Below are 17,528 nucleotides of genomic sequence, written 5' to 3'. Positions count from 1 at the left end.
CCAACGGAGTCAGGCCATGACCGATCTCAATCACGCAGGCAGCTTCCAGCTCGGCACCAGGACCGTCAACCGCATGGGCTACGGCGCCATGCAGCTCGCCGGCCCCGGCGTATTCGGCCCGCCCAAGGACCGTGAAGGCGCCCTCGCCGTGCTGCGCGACGCCGTCGAGGCGGGCGTCAACCACATCGACACCAGCGATTTCTACGGCCCGCACATCACCAACCAGCTCATCCGCGAGGCGCTGCACCCCTACCGGGACGACCTGACGCTGGTCACCAAGATCGGCGCCAAACGCGGCCCCGGGGGCTCGTGGGACGCGGCATTCACGCCCGCCGAGCTGACCACCGCCGTGCACGACAACCTGCGCCATCTGGACCTGGACGTGCTGGACGTCGTCAACCTGCGCCTGATGTTCGACGTGCACGGCCCGGCTGAGGGCGACATCGAGGCGCCGCTGACCGCGCTGGCGGAACTGCAGCAGCGCGGCCTGGTGCGCCACATCGGCCTGAGCAACGCGACGCCCGCGCAAGTGCGCCAGGGCCAGTCCATCACCCGCATCGCCTGCGTGCAGAACCAGTACAACCTGGTGCACCGGGGCGACGACGCACTGATCGACGACCTCGCCGCCCAGCGCATCGCCTACGTGCCGTTCTTCCCGCTGGGCGGCTTCACGCCGCTGCAGTCCGGCGCGCTGAACGGCGTGGCCGCAAGCCTGGGCGCCACGCCCATGCAGGTGGCGCTGGCCTGGCTGCTGCAGCGCTCGCCGAACATCCTGCTGATCCCGGGCACCTCGTCCCTCGCCCACCTACGGCAGAACCTGGCCAGCGCCAGCCTCAAGCTGCCCGCGGACGCGCTGGCGGTGCTGGACGGCCTCGCATGAGCAGCCCCCGGCGGGTTCACACCCGCTTACCTCTGGACTGCACGCTTCGTCAACGCCGGCCGCAGCAAGCCGTTGTTCAGACATTCCCAGCGCCATGCTGGGCTCCCCAGGAGGTTCACCATGCTTCGTTCCATCCTTGCCGCCACCGTCGCCACCGCCGCGTTGCTGGGCGCCACCGCCGCCCATGCCGGCACGCACTGGTCCATCGGCATCAATGTGCCGCTGCCGGGCGTGGTGGTGTCCAACGGCGGCTACTACGCCGAGCCGGCGCCGGTGTATTACGCCCCACCCCCGCCGCCGGTGGTCTACGTGCCCGCGCCGCGCTACTACCCGCGCGACGTCTACTACGCCCCGCCCCCGCCGCCGCGCGTGGTCTACGAGACGGCCTACCGCAGCCCGCGCTGGGACGACCGCGGCCACTGGCGCCGTGACCGCGATCACGATCGCCGCGACGGCTGGGATCGCGACGAGGGCCCGCGCCGCGGGCGCTGAACCTGAACGGGCGGCCACGGCCGCCCGTTTCACTGATCCCTGGCGTGCTCCACGGCATAGCGGATCAGCTCCGCCTGACCCTCCAGTTCCAGCTTGCGCTTGATGCTCTGCCGGTGGGCCTCCACCGTGCGCACGCTCAAATCCAGGTCGCGCGCGATCTGCTTGCTGGACGCGCCCTGCCCCAGCTTCGCCAGGATCTCGCTCTCGCGCGGCGTCAGCACCGGCTTCGGGCTCTGGCCACGGAACAGCCGGCCCGACACGGCCGCACTGAGGAAGGTGCCGCCCGCCGCGACGGCGTCGATGGCGGACACGATCTCGGTCGCCGGCGCATCCTTCAGCACGTAGCCGCGCGCGCCGGCCTGCAAGGCGCGCTGCACGTACTCCGGGTTGTCGTACATGCTGAACATCAGCAGCTTGATGGCCGGCTGCGCGGCCAGCATCTCCGCGCCCAGCGCAATGCCATTGACGTCTTTCAGGCCCACGTCCATCAGCACGACATCGGGTGCCGTGCGGGCGAGCTGATCCAGCGCCTCGCAGCGGTGGCCGGCCTCGCCGACCACCTCGAAGCGCGGCACGGACTGCAGCCGCGCGACCAGGCCTTCCCGGACCATGGGATGGTCGTCGACGAGCAGGATGCGGATGGGAGCGGTCATGCGGGATCGGTCATGCAGCGGCAGCCAGTGCCGAGGCCGACAGTGTGACCGCGAGCCGACAGCCTTCGCCCGGCGCGGTCGTCATGCGCAGGCGCGCGCCCAGGGCGTCGGCCCGCTCGCGCATGCTGCGCAGGCCCAGCCCCTGCTCCGCCACGGCCTGCACGGCGTCGGCATCGAAGCCGCTGCCATCGTCGGCCACGTCCAGGCTCAGCCCGCCAGCGCGCTCGAAGCGCAGCGTCAGCCGCACCGTCGCGGCCTTCGCATGGCGGGCGGCGTTGTTCAGTGCCTCCTGCGAGATGCGAAACAACGCCGTGTTCACGGCATCAGGCAGCCCGACCTCCTCGCCCAGCACCGCCGCCTCGAAATGCGTACCGCCCGCCGCGTCGAACTCACGCGCCAGGTGCTGCAGCGCAGCCGGCAGGCCCAGCGTGTCCAGCAGCGCCGGGCGCAGTGCGTGCGAGATGTGCCGCACCTCGGCCAGCGTGCCGTTCAGGCGCTGCAACGCCAGCGCCTGCAGGCGCGCGGCTGAAGCCTGGTCCGACTGCGCCGATTCGATCAGCAGCTTGGTGGACACCAGCGCCTGGCTGACGCCGTCATGCAGCTCGCGGGCCAGCCGGGCGCGCTCGTCCTCCTGGCTGCGCACGACCTGGCGCGCCAGCGCCCGCAGCTTGGCCTCGGCCGTGCGGTGCTCGCTGAGGTTGAGCGCCAGCGCGCCGGCGCTGATCAGCGCGATGCCGAACACCGCCACGCCGCCCACCCACAGCAGGGTGGCCGTGATGTTCTTGCTGGCGCCGCGCTCCAGCTCGGCCATCGTCGCCTCGATGCCGTCCAGGTACAGCCCCGTGCCCATCATCCAGTGCCACTCGGGAATCGCGACGACATAGCCCAGCTTGGGCGCCAGCAGGCTGCTGGAGGGCTTGCGCCACATGTAGTCCACATAGCCGCCACCGGCCTTGGCCTGGGCAATGAGGTGCTGGATGGACGGCCTGCCCTGCGGGTCGCGCAGCTCCCATAGGTTCTGGCCGATCAGCTCGGGCTGGCGCGAGTGCATCAGCACGTGGCCCTGCAGGTCGTAGACGAAGAAATAGCCGTCGGGGCCGTAGTCCAGCGACGACAGCAGCTGCAAGGCCTGCCGCTCCCCGCCGGGGCGGCCCAGCAGCGGCTTGACGGTGCTGACGGCGAGGTCGACGTAGTGCTTCAGCTCGGTGCGCCGCGCGTCCATGTAGCTGGCGCGCACGAGGGCATGCTCGCGCGTGGCGAGGTCGCGCTCCTGCTGGCGCACGGCGAAGGCGATCAGCAGCAGCGAGGCCAGCAGCGGCAGCAGGGCCAGCAGCAGGAAGCGGCCGCGCAGCGACAGCTCGACCCTTTTCACGGCTTCGGTCGATCAATCACTTCGGCCACGCGCCGGTCATCGGTGGCAAGGACGGCTTTCAGACGGTTGAGCCAGTCGACGAACACCGGTTGCTCGGGGTGCAGGCGTTCCGCCAGCGCCAACGCCTCGGCGCGGCGGCCCAGCTCGCGCAAGGCTTCGACCTTCATCAGCGGTTCGGCGCGGTCCGACTCGTCGAACATCAGCACCAGCGCCTCCAGGTTCGCCCTCGCGCGCGGGTCGGCGTCCACGCGGCTGACATGCTCGACGGTCTGGCCGGATCGCACCCGGCGGTCGCTGTCGTTCGCCAGCCACCAAGCTTGCTGCCGCAGGTGCAGCAGGCGCGCCCGCGTCGTTCCCATCTGCTGGTCAATCGCGTCCAGCAGTTCGGCCTCGGTCAGCGCCCGCACGGCCTCGGCAACCCGCCAGGATTGCGGCACCGGTGGAGAGTCCTCCGGCCAGAATGGCAGCTCGCCCAGCCGCTCCCGGTCCTCGACCCAGAACATCGGGCCATTGCCAGCGCATCGGCTGATGCGGGGATAGGACGGCAGCATCGGCGCCAGCACGAAACCATCCGTCCAGAGCCGGCGCCCAAACGTGTTGCCCGACGCCATGCGTTCGACCTTGCGGACTTCATCGGAGCCCGGGCACTGGATGATCTGCGGCGCCGCCGGCTTGAAGGCGAACGCCCCCCCGCTCGCCGCCCCCGCGTTGAGGGCGAGCGCAAGGACGCGGCGGGCCTTCATCAGCGGCCCAGCGTCGCCGCCGGCGGCGCCGTCTTGCGCTGCACGGGCTTCCAGTCGCCCAGCCGCTTCATCACGTCGGCAATCGCCGCGTCCAGCTGCGTGTCCTCACCGCGGTTGACGGCGGCGGGGTCCAGGTCCACGTCGATGTCCGGCGACACGCCCTCGTTCTCGATGCGCCACTCGCCGTCCGGCGTGTAGAAGCGGAAATACGGCACGGTCAGGAAGCCGCCGTCGATCAGCGGCGGATTCACCGAGATGCCGATCAGCCCGCCCCAGGTGCGCTTGCCGATCAGCGGCCCCAGGCCCACGCGCTTGAAGGCGTAGGGCATGAAGTCGCCGCCGGAGCCGGCGTCCTGGTCGATCAGCATGGCCTTGGGGCCGTAGATGGCGCCGCCCGGTGTGTCGAACACCAGTCCGTCGCGGTCCTTCCAGCTGCCGAGATACGGCCGCGCCAGCAGCTCGGTCACGTAGTTGGCCGCCTGGCCGCCGCCGTTCTTGCGGTCGTCGACGATCAGCGCGGGCTTGTCCACCTGCGCGAAGAACATGCGGTTGAAGTGCTCGTAGCCCTGGCCCGCCGTGTCCGGCATGTAGACATAGGCCACCTTGCCGCCGCTCTTTTGCTCGACCTTCCTGCGGTTGCCGTCGATCCACGCCCAGCGGCGCAGCAGCAGCTCGTTGGCGATGGGCTCCACGACGATGTCGCGGCGGCCCTTGCCCGTGGCGTCCTGCGCGACGGCCACGGTCACCTGCTTGCCGACGGTGTTCTCCAGCAGCGCGTAGAGGTTGGTCTTGCCATCCAGCTCATGGCCGCCGATGGCGAGGATGAAGTCGCCCTCCTTCACGCCCAGGCCTGGCACCGACAGCGGCGAGCGCACACCCGGGCTGAGGCGGTCACCCGCGTACAGCTTCGCGATCCTGTAGCGGCCGCCCTCGACGGTGAAGTCCGCGCCCAGCAGGCCCACGGCCACCGGCGTCTCCTGGTGCACGTCGCCGCCGCCCAGGCGGTTGTGGCCCACCTGCAGCTCGCCGATCATCTGCACCAGCAGGTCGTTCAGGTCCTCGCGGCGCTGCACGAAGGCCAGTTGCGGCAGGTAGCGGTCGTAGACGGCCTGCCAGTTCAGGCCGTGCAGCGCCGGGTCGTAGAAGAACTCCTTCTCCATCCACCAGGTGTCGTCGAAGATCTGCTTCCACTCGGCCTTGGGGTCCACACGGGCGCGCAGGCCGGCCGTGTCCAGCGGCTTGCTGTCGGCCTTGTCGTTGGCGTCGCCCACCTCCAGCTTGCCGCCGGCCACCGTCACCAGCAGCTTCTTGTGGTCCTCGCTGAGCGAGTAGTCGGCGATGCCGCTGCGCAGCAGCTTGGGTTTGCGCTCCTCGAAGTCGAAGCGCCACAGCTCGGCCGTCGCGCGGCGCTCGGCCTGCGGCAGCTCGTTGCTGACGCCGGGCTGCGGCCGCTGCAGGTAGTACAGCGCGCCGTCCGACGCCACGGCCAGGCTGTCGTAATTGCGCTCGGCCACCGGCAGCGCCACGATGCGCTCGGCCAGGCCGTCCAGATCGATGCGGGTCGGCTTGGCCTTCTCGTCCTTCTTGGGCTCGTCCTTGTTGCCGTCCGACTTCTTGTCGTCCTTCCTGGCGTCGTCTTTCTTCTCGTCCTTCTTGTCGTCCTTCTTGTCGTCCTTCTTGCCATCTTCGTCACCGGCCTTGGGCGCCAGCGGCGACTTGCCGTCGGCGGCCAGCACGGCCACATAGAGGCCGGCGCGGCGCGGGCGCTCCTGCGTGGACAGGTCCAGCCCCACCTGGCTGGGGCCGGCGTTGATGGAGGCCAGGAAGTACAGGTAGTCGCCCTTGGGCGAGAACACCGGGCCGCTGGCGTGGGCCATGCCGTCCGTCACCGCGTGGTTCTTGCCGGTGGCGAGGTCGTGCAGCCAGAGGCGGCCGAAATAGTTGTCGCCCGAGGTCGTGTAGGCCAGCCAGCGGCTGTCGGGCGAGAAGGACACCTCGAAGCCGGAGGCGCCCAGGCGGCGCACATCGTTGGCCACCTTGACGAGCTGGCCGCGCTGCGCGTCGGCCTTCAAGCCCAGCTTGTAGAGGTTCAGGTGGTTGTCCTGCAGCAGCACGGTGTTGCCGTCGGGCGACCAGTCCATCAGCGTGAAGTAGCCGTCCTTGGGCAGCAGGATGCGCTCCTTGGCGCCCAGGCCGTTCTGCGGCTGCAGCACCAGCTCATGGCGCATGCCCGGTGCGTCGGAGATGTAGGCGATGCGCTGGCCGTCAGTGCTCCACAGCGCGTCCTTCTCGCGCACGCCGGCCGTCTCGGTCAGGTTGCGCACGCTGCCGTCCTTGACCGGCACGGTGAACACCTCACCGCGGGCGCTCACCACCACGCGCTTGCCGGTCGCCGACAGGCGCGCCTGCGTGATGGACTTGCTCGCGTCCTTCCACTGCGTGCGGGCCTGCGGCGCGATGCTGGCGAGCTGGATGTCCAGCGCCACCGGCGCGCCGCCCGACAGCTCGATCTGCTTGATGCGCCCACCGCTCTCGTACACCAGCGTCGTGCCGAACGCATCGACGCTGCGCACGTCCCACTGCGTCTCCTTCGTCAGTTGGCGCAGCGCCTGGGTGGCCGGGTTGAACGCGAACAGGTTGGCGGTGCCCTTCGTTTCGCCATCGCGGTCGGAGATGAACACCACCTCGCCGCCGGCCCACACCGGCGCGGAGTCCGTCGCGTTGACGTGCGGGATCTCCTGCCAGCGCTGCGAGGCCATGTCCATGATCCACACCGGCGGCGTGCTGCCGCCGCGGCTCTGGCGCCAGCCGCTGGCGCCCGCATTCGCGGCGTTGTACGGGCGGTAGGCGAGCTGCCTGCCGTCGGCCGACCAGGCGCCCTCGTAGGCCACGGCCTTCATGACCTGCTTCTCGTAGCCGCCGTCCACGCTGACTTCGTAGAGCTGGTTGCTGCGGTTGTTCAGCACCTCGCGCGGCGACGCGAACAGCACGCGCCGGCCGTCCGGGCTCCAGCCGCTGACGACGTCGGCGCTGGGGTGCCAGGTCAGGCGCTTCGGCTGGCCGCCGTCCAGGCCGATCACGTAGACATCGGTGTTGCCGTCGTAGCTGGCCGAGAACGCGATGCGCTGGCCGTCCGGCGAGAAGCGCGGCGCGAATTCGCTGGCCGCGTGGCTGGTCAGGCGGCGCGCGTTGCCGCCGCTGCGGTCGGCCAGCCACAGGTCACCGGCATAGACGAAGGCCAGGTGGTCCTTGGAGACGGCCGGCTGGCGCAGCATCAGCGTGGGCTGGGCGTAGGCCAGGCTGGTCGCGACCCAAAGGCTCGCCAGCGCGAAGACAGGACGGCATCGGCTCACAGGAAACTCCGTTCGCAGCAATAGGAAAGGCCCGCACTGTATCGGCTGGGCGGCGCGGTCACGAAGGTCACCGCAGGCCCGGTCGCCGGGAGCCCTAGACTGCCGCAGCCATGCTGGATCTGATCTGCGCGACCCGCCTCACCGCCCACGACTTCTGGACCCGCTCGGCGCTGGGCCAGTCGCTGCGGCGCCTGGCGTACGACCACCGCCTGAAACCGCAAATCGCCTTCGAGAACCGGCGCGGCCTGCCGGCGGTCTACAACGAGCGCATTGCCGCACCGGACGCCGAGCCGCTGCTGATGTTCATCCATGACGACGTCTGGCTGGACGACCATTTCTTCGTCGAACACACGACCGCCGCGCTGGAGGCGGCCGATGTCATCGGCGTGGCCGGCAACCGCCGCCGCGTGCCGGGGCAGCCGTCCTGGGCGTTCCCGACCCCGCGCCTGGAATGGGACGACAGCGCCCACCTCAGCGGCACGGTGGGCCATGCGCAGCACCCGTTCGGCACGCTGGCGCACTTCGGCCCGACGCCCGCGCCCTGCGAACTGCTGGACGGCGTGCTGCTCGCCGCGCGGCGCGACCTGCTGCGCGAGAAGCAGCTGCGCTTCGACGAGCGCTTCGACTTCCACTTCTACGACATGGACTTCTGCCGCAGCGCCCGCCAGGCCGGGCTGCGGCTGACGACCTGGCCCATCGCCATCACGCACCAGAGCAAGGGCAATGCCGGCTCGGCCGACTGGCGGCGCAACTACGACGCCTACCTGGCGAAGTGGACCGACTGAGTCAGGCCGCCTTGCCCTTGAACCGGCTGCGCAACGCGCCGCCGATGATGACCAGGCCGGGGATCAGGATCATGGCCCAGATGATCTTGTCCAGGTTGTGCTTCACCCAGGGCACGTTGCCGAACATGTAGCCGATCAGCGTGATGCCGCACACCCACAGCACGCCGCCGCCCACGTCGTAGAACGTGAACTTGCGGCGCGTCATCTGCGCCACGCCGGCCACGAAGGGCGCGAAGGTGCGCAAAAAGGGCATGAAGCGCGCCGCCACGATGGTGATGCCGCCGTACTTCTCGTAGAACTCGTGCGCCTTCATGAAGGCGTCCTTGTTGAAGAAGCGCGAGTTCTCCCACTGGAACACGCGCGGCCCGAAATGGCGGCCGATGGCGTAATTGCTCTGGTTGCCCAGAATCGCCGCCACCGTCAGCAGGCCCATCGACAGGCCCAGGTCCATCAGCCCGACGCCGCACATCGCGCCGACGACGAACAGCAGCGAATCGCCCGGCAGGAAGGGCATGACGACGACGCCCGTCTCGACGAAGATGATGACGAACAGCAGCGCATAGACCCAGGCGCCGTAGGCCTGGACGAACGTGGCCAGGTGCTGGTCCACGTGCAGGATGAAGTCGAGAAGGAAATGCAGCAGGTCCATGGGGGGCGCATTATCCGGACGACTTCGTGACGGGCTGGGGGAAACGATAATCCCCGGGATGGAGTTGCCCCTGCCCGACGTCCCCGCCCCCCGCGCCATCCGCGAGCTGCCCGACGAGCTGATCAGCCAGATCGCCGCGGGCGAGGTGGTGGAGCGCCCGGCGTCGGTCGTGCGCGAGCTGGTGGACAACGCGCTGGATGCCGGCGCGAAGAACGTGCTGGTCAAGCTGATGGCCGGTGGCGTGCGCGGCATCGTCGTCGAGGACGACGGCAGCGGCATCCCCGTCGCGCAGCTGCCGCTGGCGCTCAAGCGCCATGCCACCAGCAAGATCGCGTCGCTGAACGAGCTGGAGTCGGTCGCGACCATGGGGTTTCGCGGCGAGGCGCTGGCTGCCATCGCCTCGGTGTCGGAGATGGCCATCGCCAGCCGCACCGCCGACGCCACGCACGCCCACCGCATCGACGCCCGCAGCGGCGAGCTGACCGCCGCCGCCCGCTCGCGCGGCACCAGCGTGGAGGTGCGCGAGCTGTTCTTCGCCACGCCGGCGCGCCGCAAGTTCCTGAAGACCGACGCCACCGAGCTGGCCCACTGCGTGGAGGCCGTGCGCCGCCACGCGCTGGCGCGGCCGGACGTGGGCTTCGCCATCTGGCACGAAGGCAAGCTGGTGGACCAGTGGCGCGCCGCGTCCGGCGAGCAGCGCATTGCCGACGTGCTGGGCGAAGACTTCACCGCCGAGAGCCGCCCGTTCGAATACAGCGCCGGGCCGCTGGCGCTGACCGGCCGCGCCGGCCTGCCCGAGGCGGCCCGCTCGCGGGCCGACCAGCAGTACGTGTGGGTCAACGGCCGCTACGTGCGCGACAAGCTCATCAGCCACGCCATCCGCTCGGCCTACGAGGACGTGCTGCACGGCCAGCGCCAGCCCAGCTACGTGCTCTTCATCGAGATCGCGCCCGAGCTGGTGGACGTGAACGTGCACCCGACCAAGATCGAGGTGCGCTTCCGCGACGGCCGCGCCATCCACCAGAGCGTGCGCCGCGCCTTCATCGACGCGCTGGCCGCCTCGCGCAGCGCCGAGGCCGCCGGCATCGACTCGGCCATGGCGCCGCTGTCGTTCGAGGCGACCATGCCGGCCACGCTCTACGTGGCCGAGCCGCGTCCGGCCTACACGCCCTCCTTCACACCCCCCGTGCCGGCCACGGCCGAGCAGGTGCGGCTGTCGCTGGTGCAGCACGAGACGCTGTGGGAGGCCGCGCCTGCAGCGCCCGCCGTCACCACGGGCACGGCGACCGCTGCCTTGCATGTGCCGCTGCCCGACGAGGACTGGCCGCTGGGCCGCGCCATCGCGCAGATCCAGGGCGTGTATGTGCTGGCCGAGAACCGGCACGGCCTGGTCATCGTCGACATGCACGCGGCGCACGAACGCGTCGTCTACGAGCGGCTCAAGGCCCGCCTGGGCTCGACGACCATCGAGAGCCAGCCGCTGCTGATCCCGGTCAGCTTCGCCGCGACCGCCGAAGAGGTGGCCGCCGCCGAACAGCATGCCGACACGCTGAGCAGGCTCGGCCTGGACGTGTCGCCGCTGTCCAGCCGCACGCTGGCCGTGCGCTCGCGCCCGGCGCTGCTGGCCGCCAGCGACCTCGTCGCGCTGACCCGCGAGCTGCTGGCCGAGATGGCGCAGTTCGACGCCAGCTCGGTGCTGGAACGCGCCCAGCACGAAATCCTCGCCACCATGGCCTGCCACGGCGCCGTGCGCGCCAACCGGCAGCTCACGCTGGACGAAATGAACGCGCTGCTGCGCGACATGGAAGCCACCGAGCGCGCCGACCAGTGCAACCACGGCCGCCCCACCTGGCGCCAGCTCGACATGCGCGAGCTGGATGCCCTTTTCCTACGCGGACGCTGACATGGCCACGCTCACACTCAAGAACAAGAAACCCGCTGCCAAGACCCGCAACGCGGAGGGCGAGAAACGCGCCCCCGTGCGCGGCCGGGGCGTCTCCAAGCCCCGCACCACGCTCGCCAAGGCCAAGGCCGAACGTGCCGAGCGGGAGGAACAGTTCCAGCAGGCGCAGCAGCAGCGCAAGGAACGGCCCGCGCCGCGGCGCGACGACCGCCCGGTCCGCGAGGCCGGCGGCTTCAGGCAGGAGCGGCCACCGCAGCGCGGTGACCGCAGCGAACGCGGCGAGCCCTTCCGCCGCCCCGACGCTGCCGACCGCCCGCGCGACGAACGGCAGGGCCGCCCGGGACCGCGTCCGGGCGGTTTCAGCCCCGATCGCCCGCCGCAGCGGGGTGAGCCGGTCCGCCGCAACGAGCACCGTGACGAACGCCCGGGCGACCGGCCGCGCGACGACCGGCCGCCGCGCGTGGACCAGCGCCGCGTGGCCCACCGCGGCCCCCACTTCGAGCCGCCGCAGCGGCCACAGCAGCGCCGCAACCCGGCCCGCGAGGTCGCGCCGGAAGACGGCGAGCGCCTGTCCAAGCGCATGGGCGAGTTGAAGCTCGCGTCGCGCCGCGAGGCCGACGACTGGATCGCCGCCGGCTGGGTGCGCGTGAACGGCAAGGTGGCCGTGCTGGGCCAGCGCGTCGGCCCGGATGTCGAGATCACCATCGACCCCGCCGCCCGCCAGCAGCAGGCCTCGCTCGTCACCGTGCTGCTGCACAAGCCCATCGGCTACGTGTCCGGCCAGGCCGAGGACGGCTACGAGCCGGCGGCCGTGCTGTTCCAGCCGGCGAACCGCTGGGCCGAGGACGCCTCCGGCATCCAGCCCAACGCCGGCCACCACCGCAACCTGGCACCCGCCGGCCGCCTGGACATCGACTCCACCGGCCTGCTCGTGCTGACGCAGGACGGCCGCATCGCCCGCGTGCTGATCGGCGAGGACTCCGACGTGGAGAAGGAATACCTCGTGCGCGTCGAGTTCGTCGGCCTGCCCGGCGGCGACCCCGTGCCCGAGGGCACGCTGCCCAACGCGGCGCTGTCCCACAACAAGCTGGCGCTGCTGAACCATGGCCTGGAACTGGACGGCGAGGCGCTCAAGCCCGCCAAGGTCAGCTGGCAGAACGAGCACCAGCTGCGCTTCGTGCTGCGCGAGGGCAAGAAGCGCCAGATCCGCCGCATGTGCGAGCTGGTGGGCCTGAAGGTGGTGGGCCTGAAGCGCGTGCGCATCGGCCGCATCCCGCTGGGCCACCTGCCGGTCGGCCAGTGGCGCTACCTCGCACCTTGGGAAAAGTTCTGAACACGCCGATCTGCTTGGCCGGCCCTACGGGCTGCGGCAAGACGGCCGCGGCGCTGGCCATCGCGGCGGTGCTGCCGGTGGAGATCATCAGCGTCGACTCGGCGCTGGTCTACCGCGGCATGGACATCGGCACCGCCAAGCCCACCGCCGCCGAACGGGCCGCCGCGCCGCATCACCTGATCGACATCCTCGACCCGCTGCAGAGCTACTCGGCCGCCGAGTTCGTGCGCGACGCCAAGCGCCTGGCCGCCGAGATCGCCGGGCGTGGCCGCCTGCCGCTCCTGGTGGGCGGCACGATGCTGTACTTCAAGGCGCTGTTCGACGGCCTGTCCACGCTGCCGCAGGCCGATGCCGGGCTGCGCGCGGCGATCGACGCCGAGGCGGCCAAGCGCGGCTGGCCGACGATGCACGCCGAACTGGCGCGGCTGGACCCCGAGACCGCCGCGCGCCTCGCGCCCAACGACAGCCAGCGCATCCAGCGCGCGCTGGAAGTCATCCGCCTGAGCGGCCAGCCCCTGAGCGTGCTGCACGCCGCGTCGCGCGAGGATGGCATGGAGGGCGTGGACTGGCCGCTGTTCTCGCTGGAACCCGACGACCGGGCCTGGCTGCACGCGCGGCTGGCGCAACGCTTCGACGCGATGCTGGCCGACGGCCTGGTCGACGAGGTGAAGGCCTTGCGCGCCCGTGGCGACCTGAGCCTGGCGCTGCCGTCCATGCGCTGCGTGGGCTACCGGCAGGTCTGGGAGGCGCTGGACGCCAATGACTTCTCCGACCTGCGCGAGCGCGGCATCGCCGCCACGCGCCAGCTCGCCAAGCGGCAGGTCACCTGGCTGCGTGGCATGCCGAAGCGCCGCGTCATCGCCTGCGACGGGCCGCAGCCCGTGCCCGAGTTGCTGGCGGGTCTGCAGAGACTGCTGAACGCATGACCGTCCTGAGCGCGCGCGGCCTCGCCAAGCGCTATGGCGACACCCCGGTGTTCGCCAACATCGACCTGGACCTCGCGCCCGGCGAGATCGTCGCGTTGCTGGGCGAGTCGGGCAGCGGCAAGTCCACGCTGCTGAACTGCCTGGCGGGGCTGGACGAAGCCGATGCCGGCTCGATCACGCTGGCAGGTCACGACCTGCGGCCGATGGGCGACGAGGCGCGGTCGGCGTTGCGGCGCGAGGCGCTGGGGTTCGTCTTCCAGGCCTTCCACCTGCTGCCGCACCTGAGCGTGGCGGACAACGTGGCCTTGCCGTTGCGGCTGCTGGGGCAGCGGGACGACGGCCGCGTGGCACAGATGCTGGCCGCCGTGGACCTGGCCGCGCTGGCCGCACGCATGCCGCGGCAGCTGTCCGGCGGGCAGTTGCAGCGGGTCGCGATCGCTCGTGCGCTGGTGCATCGGCCGACGCTGGTGCTGGCGGATGAGCCGACGGGCAACCTGGACGCGCGCCATGCCGGCGAGGTGCTGGCGCTGCTGAGGCGATGCACGCGGGAGGTGGGCGCGGCGTGTTTGCTCGTCACGCACTCGGAGGTGGCGGCGCAGTCCGCCGACCGGCGCTTGCGGCTGGATGTGGCGGGACTGCACACGGCATGAGTGGCTGCTGCGGGTCAGTGGCGAGCGTGGAACGGTCTTGTGCGCACAAGCAAGCAGGTCGCCCGCCCGTGCGAAGTCCCGGCACCACTTCCGGCAAAGAACGGGCGCCGCATCAAGCGACGCGCCCCCCGCGACCATGCTGACCCTCTGGCGCCACCTCACCTGGCCCACCTGGCGCGACCAGCCCGGCCGCGTGCTGCTCGCCATCGTCGCCGTCATGCTCGGCGTCGCCCTCGCCTTCGGCGTGCACCTGCTCAACGGCGCCGCCCTCACCGAGTTCGCGCGCGCCGCGCGCAGCATCGACGGCCAGCCCGACCTCGTGGTGCGGGCCCGCTCGGGCCCACTCGGCGACGCCGACCTCGCCGCGCTGCTGAACGACCCGGCCGTCGCCATCGCCAGCCCGGTCCTGGAGGCCCAGGCGCTGTGGCCCGGCCAGGCGGCCCAGGGCCACACGCTGAGCCTGCGCCTGGTCGGCATCGACCCGCTCGCGCTGCTGGCCTCCGCCGGCGACGCCCGCCCGCTGGCGCCCGACCTGATCCCGCAGGTCGAAGGCGGCTGGCAAGGCCTGCTGGCGGCCGGCACCGTGCACCTCAATGCCGCCGCCCGCGCCCATCTCGCGCCCGGTGCGACGACGGTCAGGCTGCGCCTGCCCCGGCCCGACGGCGCAGCGCCGCTGGACGTGACGCTGGCCGTCGGCGGCCGCATCGCCGCCGGCAACGCGCCGCTGGGCGTGCTGGACATCGCCGAGGCGCAGCGGCTGTCCGGCCGGCTGGGTGCGCTGGACCGCCTCGATGTGCAGCTCGCCGCCGGCACCGATGCCGCCGCCTGGGCCGCCACGCTGCCCGCACGGCTGCAGGCCGCACCGCCGCAGGACGAGGCCGCGCGGCTGGCCGACCTGACGCGCGCCTACCGCATCAACCTGGGCCTGCTGGCGCTGATGGCGCTGTTCACCGGCAGCTTCCTCGTCTACGCGGTGCTGTCGCTGGCCACCGCGCAGCGCCTGCCGCAGTGGGCGCTGGTGGGCGTGCTGGGCGTGTCCGCCGCCATGCGCTGGCGGCTGATGCTGCTCGAAGGGCTGGCCATCGGCGCCCTGGGCACCGCGCTGGGCCTGGCGCTGGGCACCGGCCTGGCCGCCGCCGCGTTGACGCTGATGGGCAGCGACCTGGGCCTGCACGGCGCCAGCGGGTCGTCGGTGGCGCTGCTGTTCAACCAGCCGCTGCTGCTGCCCGCGGCGGTGTATGCGGCGCTGGGGCTGACGGCGGCGCTGGTGGCCGCGCTGGTGCCGGCGCTGACGGTGCGGCGCATCGCCCCGGCCCTGGTGCTCAAGGGCCTGGGCCTGCCGGCGGGCCGCGCGCTGCCGGCGGCTGCCGGGCTGGGCCTGCTCGTGCTGGGCACCGCGCTGGCGGCGCTGCCGCCGCTGGCGGGTGACGTGCCCATTGCCGCCTACCTGTCCATGCTGTGCCTGCTGCTGGGCGGGCTGGCCTTGGTGCCGGCGCTGGTGCGCGGGCTGACGGCGCTGCTGTCGCGCTGGCCTGCCGGGCCGCTGCTGCTGCTGGCGCGCGAACGCAGCCGCGACCAGGCCACCGAGGCCCGCCGCGCGCTGGCCGGCGTGCTGGTCGCGCTGGCACTGGCCGTGGCGATGACGGTGATGATCGGCAGCTTCCGCGACTCGCTGGAGCGCTGGCTGGACCAGGCGCTGCCGGCGGACCTCTACCTGCGCTCCACGCTGCGCGGCGCCGACGGCCTGCCCGCGCCGCTGGCGCCGGCACTGCCGGACGCCCTGCACCACCTGCCCGCCATCGCCCGCAGCGCGCCGCAGCGCAGCACGCGGCTGCGCCTGGCGCCGGGCGCCGACCCGCTGGCGCTGACCGCCCGCACGCTGGCCGCCGGCACGCTGCCGCTGGTCGAACGCTGGACCGGCGCGGTGGCGGCCGACGCGCTGCCGGTGTGGGTCAACGAATCGGCACGCGACCGCGATGGCCTGGCGCCGGGGCATGTCTTCACGGCCGAACTGGTGGACAGCGGTCGGCCGGTGCGGCTGCAGGTGCACGGCGTCTGGCGCGACTACTCGCGTCAGAGCGGCGCCGTGTGGATGGCCCTGGCCGACTACCGCCGCGTCAGCGGCGACCGAGCAGCCACCGAGGTCGCGTTGTGGCTGGCGCCGGGCCAGGCGCTGGACGCGGCCCGCGCCGCCGTGCGCGCCGCCGCGCCCGATGCCGACGACATCGAGATGGCCGCGGCGGGCGAGCTGCGCACGCTGTCGCTGAGCCTCTTCGACCGCAGCTTCACCATCACCGTGTGGCTGCAGGCCGTGGCGCTGGCGGTCGGGCTGTTCGGCGTCATCGCCAGCCAGTCGGCGCAGGCACTGGCGCGCAAGCGCGAGTTCGGGCTGCTGCGCCACCTGGGGCTGTCGCGGCGGCAGCTGATGCGGCTGCTGCTGCTCGAGGCCAGCCTGCAGGGCGGCGCGGGCGCGCTGGCGGGGCTGGCGCTGGGCGTGGGCCTGAGCGCCGTGCTGGTCTACGTCGTCAACCCGCAGAGCTTTCACTGGAGCATGGACATGAGCCTGCCCGTGGCCCGGCTGTCCGCGCTGGTGGGCCTGGCCTTCGCGGCGGCCGTGGGCGCCTCGCTGCTGGCCGGCCGGCGCGCTCTGGGCCCGGACGCCGTGCGCGCGGTGCGGGAGGACGCCTGATGGTCCAACGCCGCGCGCTGCTGCTCGCTGCCCTGCCGCTGCCGCGGCAAGCGCAGGCCGCGCTGCGCTTCCCGCACGACTTCGGCGCCCATCCGGGCCAGGGCATCGAGTGGTGGTACCTGACGGGCCTGCTGGGCGACGCCGGCGGGCCGCCGCGCTTCGGCTACCAGCTGACGTTCTTCCAGCTGCCCGGCCCCGCGCCGGCCGACCACCCGAGCGGCCTGGCGGCCCGGCAACTGCTGCTGGGGCACGTGGCGCTGTCGGACCTGGGCGCGCGCACCCAGCGCCACACGCAGCGCCTGATGCGCACGCTGCCGGGCGCCGTCGAGGCCGCGGTGGGCGACTGCAATGTCAGGCTGCGCGACTGGACGCTGCAGCGCCGCGCAGCCGGCGGCACCGACGGCTACCAGGCCGCGTTCAGCGGCCCCGGCTTCACGCTGGCGCTGCAGCTCGCCTCGCCGGACGCACCGCTGCTGCAGGGCGATGCCGGCATGTCGCGCAAAGGCCCGGCCGCTGCGCAGTTCAGCCGCTACTACACGCGCCCGCAGCTCGCGACGCAGGCCACGCTGACGCTCGACGGCCGCCGCCAGTCGCTCACCGGCCGCGCCTGGCTGGACCATGAATGGAGCGACAGCCTGCTGGGCGACGCCGTGGGCTGGGACTGGCTGGGCATCAACCTGGACGACGGCCGCGCACTGACCCTGTTCCAGCTGCGCCGCCAGGACGGCACGCGGCACTGGGCCGGCGGCAGCCTGCGCACGCCGGGCGCGCCCGACCGCAGCTTCGGGCCGGACGAGGTCGCCATGACGCCCACGCGGCACTGGACCAGCCCGGCCACGAACGCGCGCTGGCCCGTGGAATGGCGGCTGAAGAGCCCCGCCGGCGAGATGCGGCTGGCCGCCGCCTTCGACGCGCAGGAGATCGACGCGCGCCAGGCCAGCGGCCTCGTCTACTGGGAAGGCGTGGCGCGGCTGTTCGATGCCGGGCAGCGGCCGCTGGGGGCGGGTTACCTGGAGCTGACCGGCTATGCCGGCCGGGCGCCGCTCGCGTAGCTCACAATCCGCGCCCGATGCCCCCCGCTTGCGCGACGCCGACACAGA

Annotated in this window: 14 protein-coding genes; 9 read left to right on the top strand and 5 right to left on the bottom strand. The window is 72.2% G+C overall.

Annotated elements, in window-relative coordinates:
• Positions 1–16 precede the first annotated feature (16 nt).
• Positions 17–880 carry an aldo/keto reductase family oxidoreductase gene (locus tag ACO07H_RS11580; protein ID WP_422014212.1) on the top strand — a complete coding sequence of 288 codons (864 nt, stop codon included), beginning with the start codon at positions 17–19 and terminating at the stop codon, positions 878–880.
• A gap of 120 nt (positions 881–1,000) precedes the next feature.
• Complete coding sequence (locus tag ACO07H_RS11575) at positions 1,001–1,372, top strand: hypothetical protein (protein WP_422014211.1); 372 nt, start codon at positions 1,001–1,003, stop codon at positions 1,370–1,372.
• Positions 1,373–1,401: 29 nt separating this feature from the next.
• Here the strand turns inward: ACO07H_RS11575 and ACO07H_RS11570 are convergent, their stop codons facing one another.
• Genes ACO07H_RS11570 through ACO07H_RS11555 form a run of 4 tightly spaced genes read right to left on the bottom strand, consistent with a single transcriptional unit; the run spans position 1,402 to position 7,493 of the window.
• Positions 1,402–2,025, bottom strand: a complete 624-nt coding sequence (locus ACO07H_RS11570; protein WP_422014209.1) for a response regulator transcription factor — start codon at positions 2,023–2,025, stop codon at positions 1,402–1,404.
• 10 nt (positions 2,026–2,035) lie between these two features.
• On the bottom strand, positions 2,036–3,397 hold the full coding sequence (locus ACO07H_RS11565; protein WP_422014207.1) for a cache domain-containing protein: 1,362 nt from the start codon (positions 3,395–3,397) through the stop codon (positions 2,036–2,038).
• The gene (locus ACO07H_RS11560) at positions 3,394–4,140 is read right to left on the bottom strand and encodes a hypothetical protein (protein ID WP_422014205.1); all 747 of its coding nucleotides are present in this window, start codon (positions 4,138–4,140) and stop codon (positions 3,394–3,396) included. Before ACO07H_RS11560 ends, ACO07H_RS11565 begins: the two co-directional genes overlap by 4 nt.
• A complete protein-coding gene (locus tag ACO07H_RS11555; RefSeq protein WP_422014203.1) occupies positions 4,140–7,493 on the bottom strand; it encodes a S41 family peptidase in 3,354 nt (1,117 codons plus the stop codon). The genes ACO07H_RS11560 and ACO07H_RS11555 overlap by 1 nt, the downstream gene beginning before the upstream one ends.
• A 110-nt stretch (positions 7,494–7,603) precedes the next feature.
• Here ACO07H_RS11555 and ACO07H_RS11550 point away from each other — a divergent pair, with 110 nt between their 5' ends.
• Positions 7,604–8,278 (top strand): glycosyltransferase, encoded by a 675-nt coding sequence (locus tag ACO07H_RS11550; RefSeq protein WP_422014201.1) that lies wholly within the window; start codon positions 7,604–7,606, stop codon positions 8,276–8,278.
• Between the two features lies 1 nt (position 8,279).
• Here the strand turns inward: ACO07H_RS11550 and ACO07H_RS11545 are convergent, their stop codons facing one another.
• Entirely contained in the window at positions 8,280–8,927 is a 648-nt protein-coding gene (locus tag ACO07H_RS11545) for a DedA family protein (protein ID WP_422014199.1), read from the bottom strand.
• A gap of 58 nt (positions 8,928–8,985) precedes the next feature.
• On the opposite strand from ACO07H_RS11545, the gene mutL reads away from it, so the two are divergent.
• From mutL to ACO07H_RS11515, 6 genes are all read left to right on the top strand, one after another.
• Positions 8,986–10,830 (top strand): DNA mismatch repair endonuclease MutL, encoded by a 1,845-nt coding sequence (gene mutL / locus ACO07H_RS11540; RefSeq protein ID WP_422014197.1) that lies wholly within the window; start codon positions 8,986–8,988, stop codon positions 10,828–10,830.
• Position 10,831: 1 nt separating this feature from the next.
• On the top strand, positions 10,832–12,163 hold the full coding sequence (locus ACO07H_RS11535) for a pseudouridine synthase (RefSeq protein WP_422014195.1): 1,332 nt from the start codon (positions 10,832–10,834) through the stop codon (positions 12,161–12,163).
• On the top strand, positions 12,130–13,089 hold the full coding sequence (miaA, locus tag ACO07H_RS11530; protein ID WP_422014193.1) for a tRNA (adenosine(37)-N6)-dimethylallyltransferase MiaA: 960 nt from the start codon (positions 12,130–12,132) through the stop codon (positions 13,087–13,089). Before ACO07H_RS11535 ends, miaA begins: the two co-directional genes overlap by 34 nt.
• Positions 13,086–13,739 (top strand): ABC transporter ATP-binding protein, encoded by a 654-nt coding sequence (locus ACO07H_RS11525; protein ID WP_422014191.1) that lies wholly within the window; start codon positions 13,086–13,088, stop codon positions 13,737–13,739. Before miaA ends, ACO07H_RS11525 begins: the two co-directional genes overlap by 4 nt.
• 136 nt (positions 13,740–13,875) lie before the next feature.
• On the top strand, positions 13,876–16,428 hold the full coding sequence (locus tag ACO07H_RS11520) for an FtsX-like permease family protein (protein WP_422014189.1): 2,553 nt from the start codon (positions 13,876–13,878) through the stop codon (positions 16,426–16,428).
• Positions 16,428–17,480 (top strand): lipocalin-like domain-containing protein, encoded by a 1,053-nt coding sequence (locus ACO07H_RS11515; RefSeq protein ID WP_422014187.1) that lies wholly within the window; start codon positions 16,428–16,430, stop codon positions 17,478–17,480. Before ACO07H_RS11520 ends, ACO07H_RS11515 begins: the two co-directional genes overlap by 1 nt.
• Positions 17,481–17,528 lie beyond the last annotated feature (48 nt).

The sequence above is a fragment of the Roseateles sp. genome (assembly GCF_965229315.1).
GTDB lineage: Bacteria > Pseudomonadota > Gammaproteobacteria > Burkholderiales > Burkholderiaceae_C > Pelomonas.
Note: the sequence above shows the minus strand (reverse complement) of the source record. Positions and strands in the feature narration are given on the sequence as shown.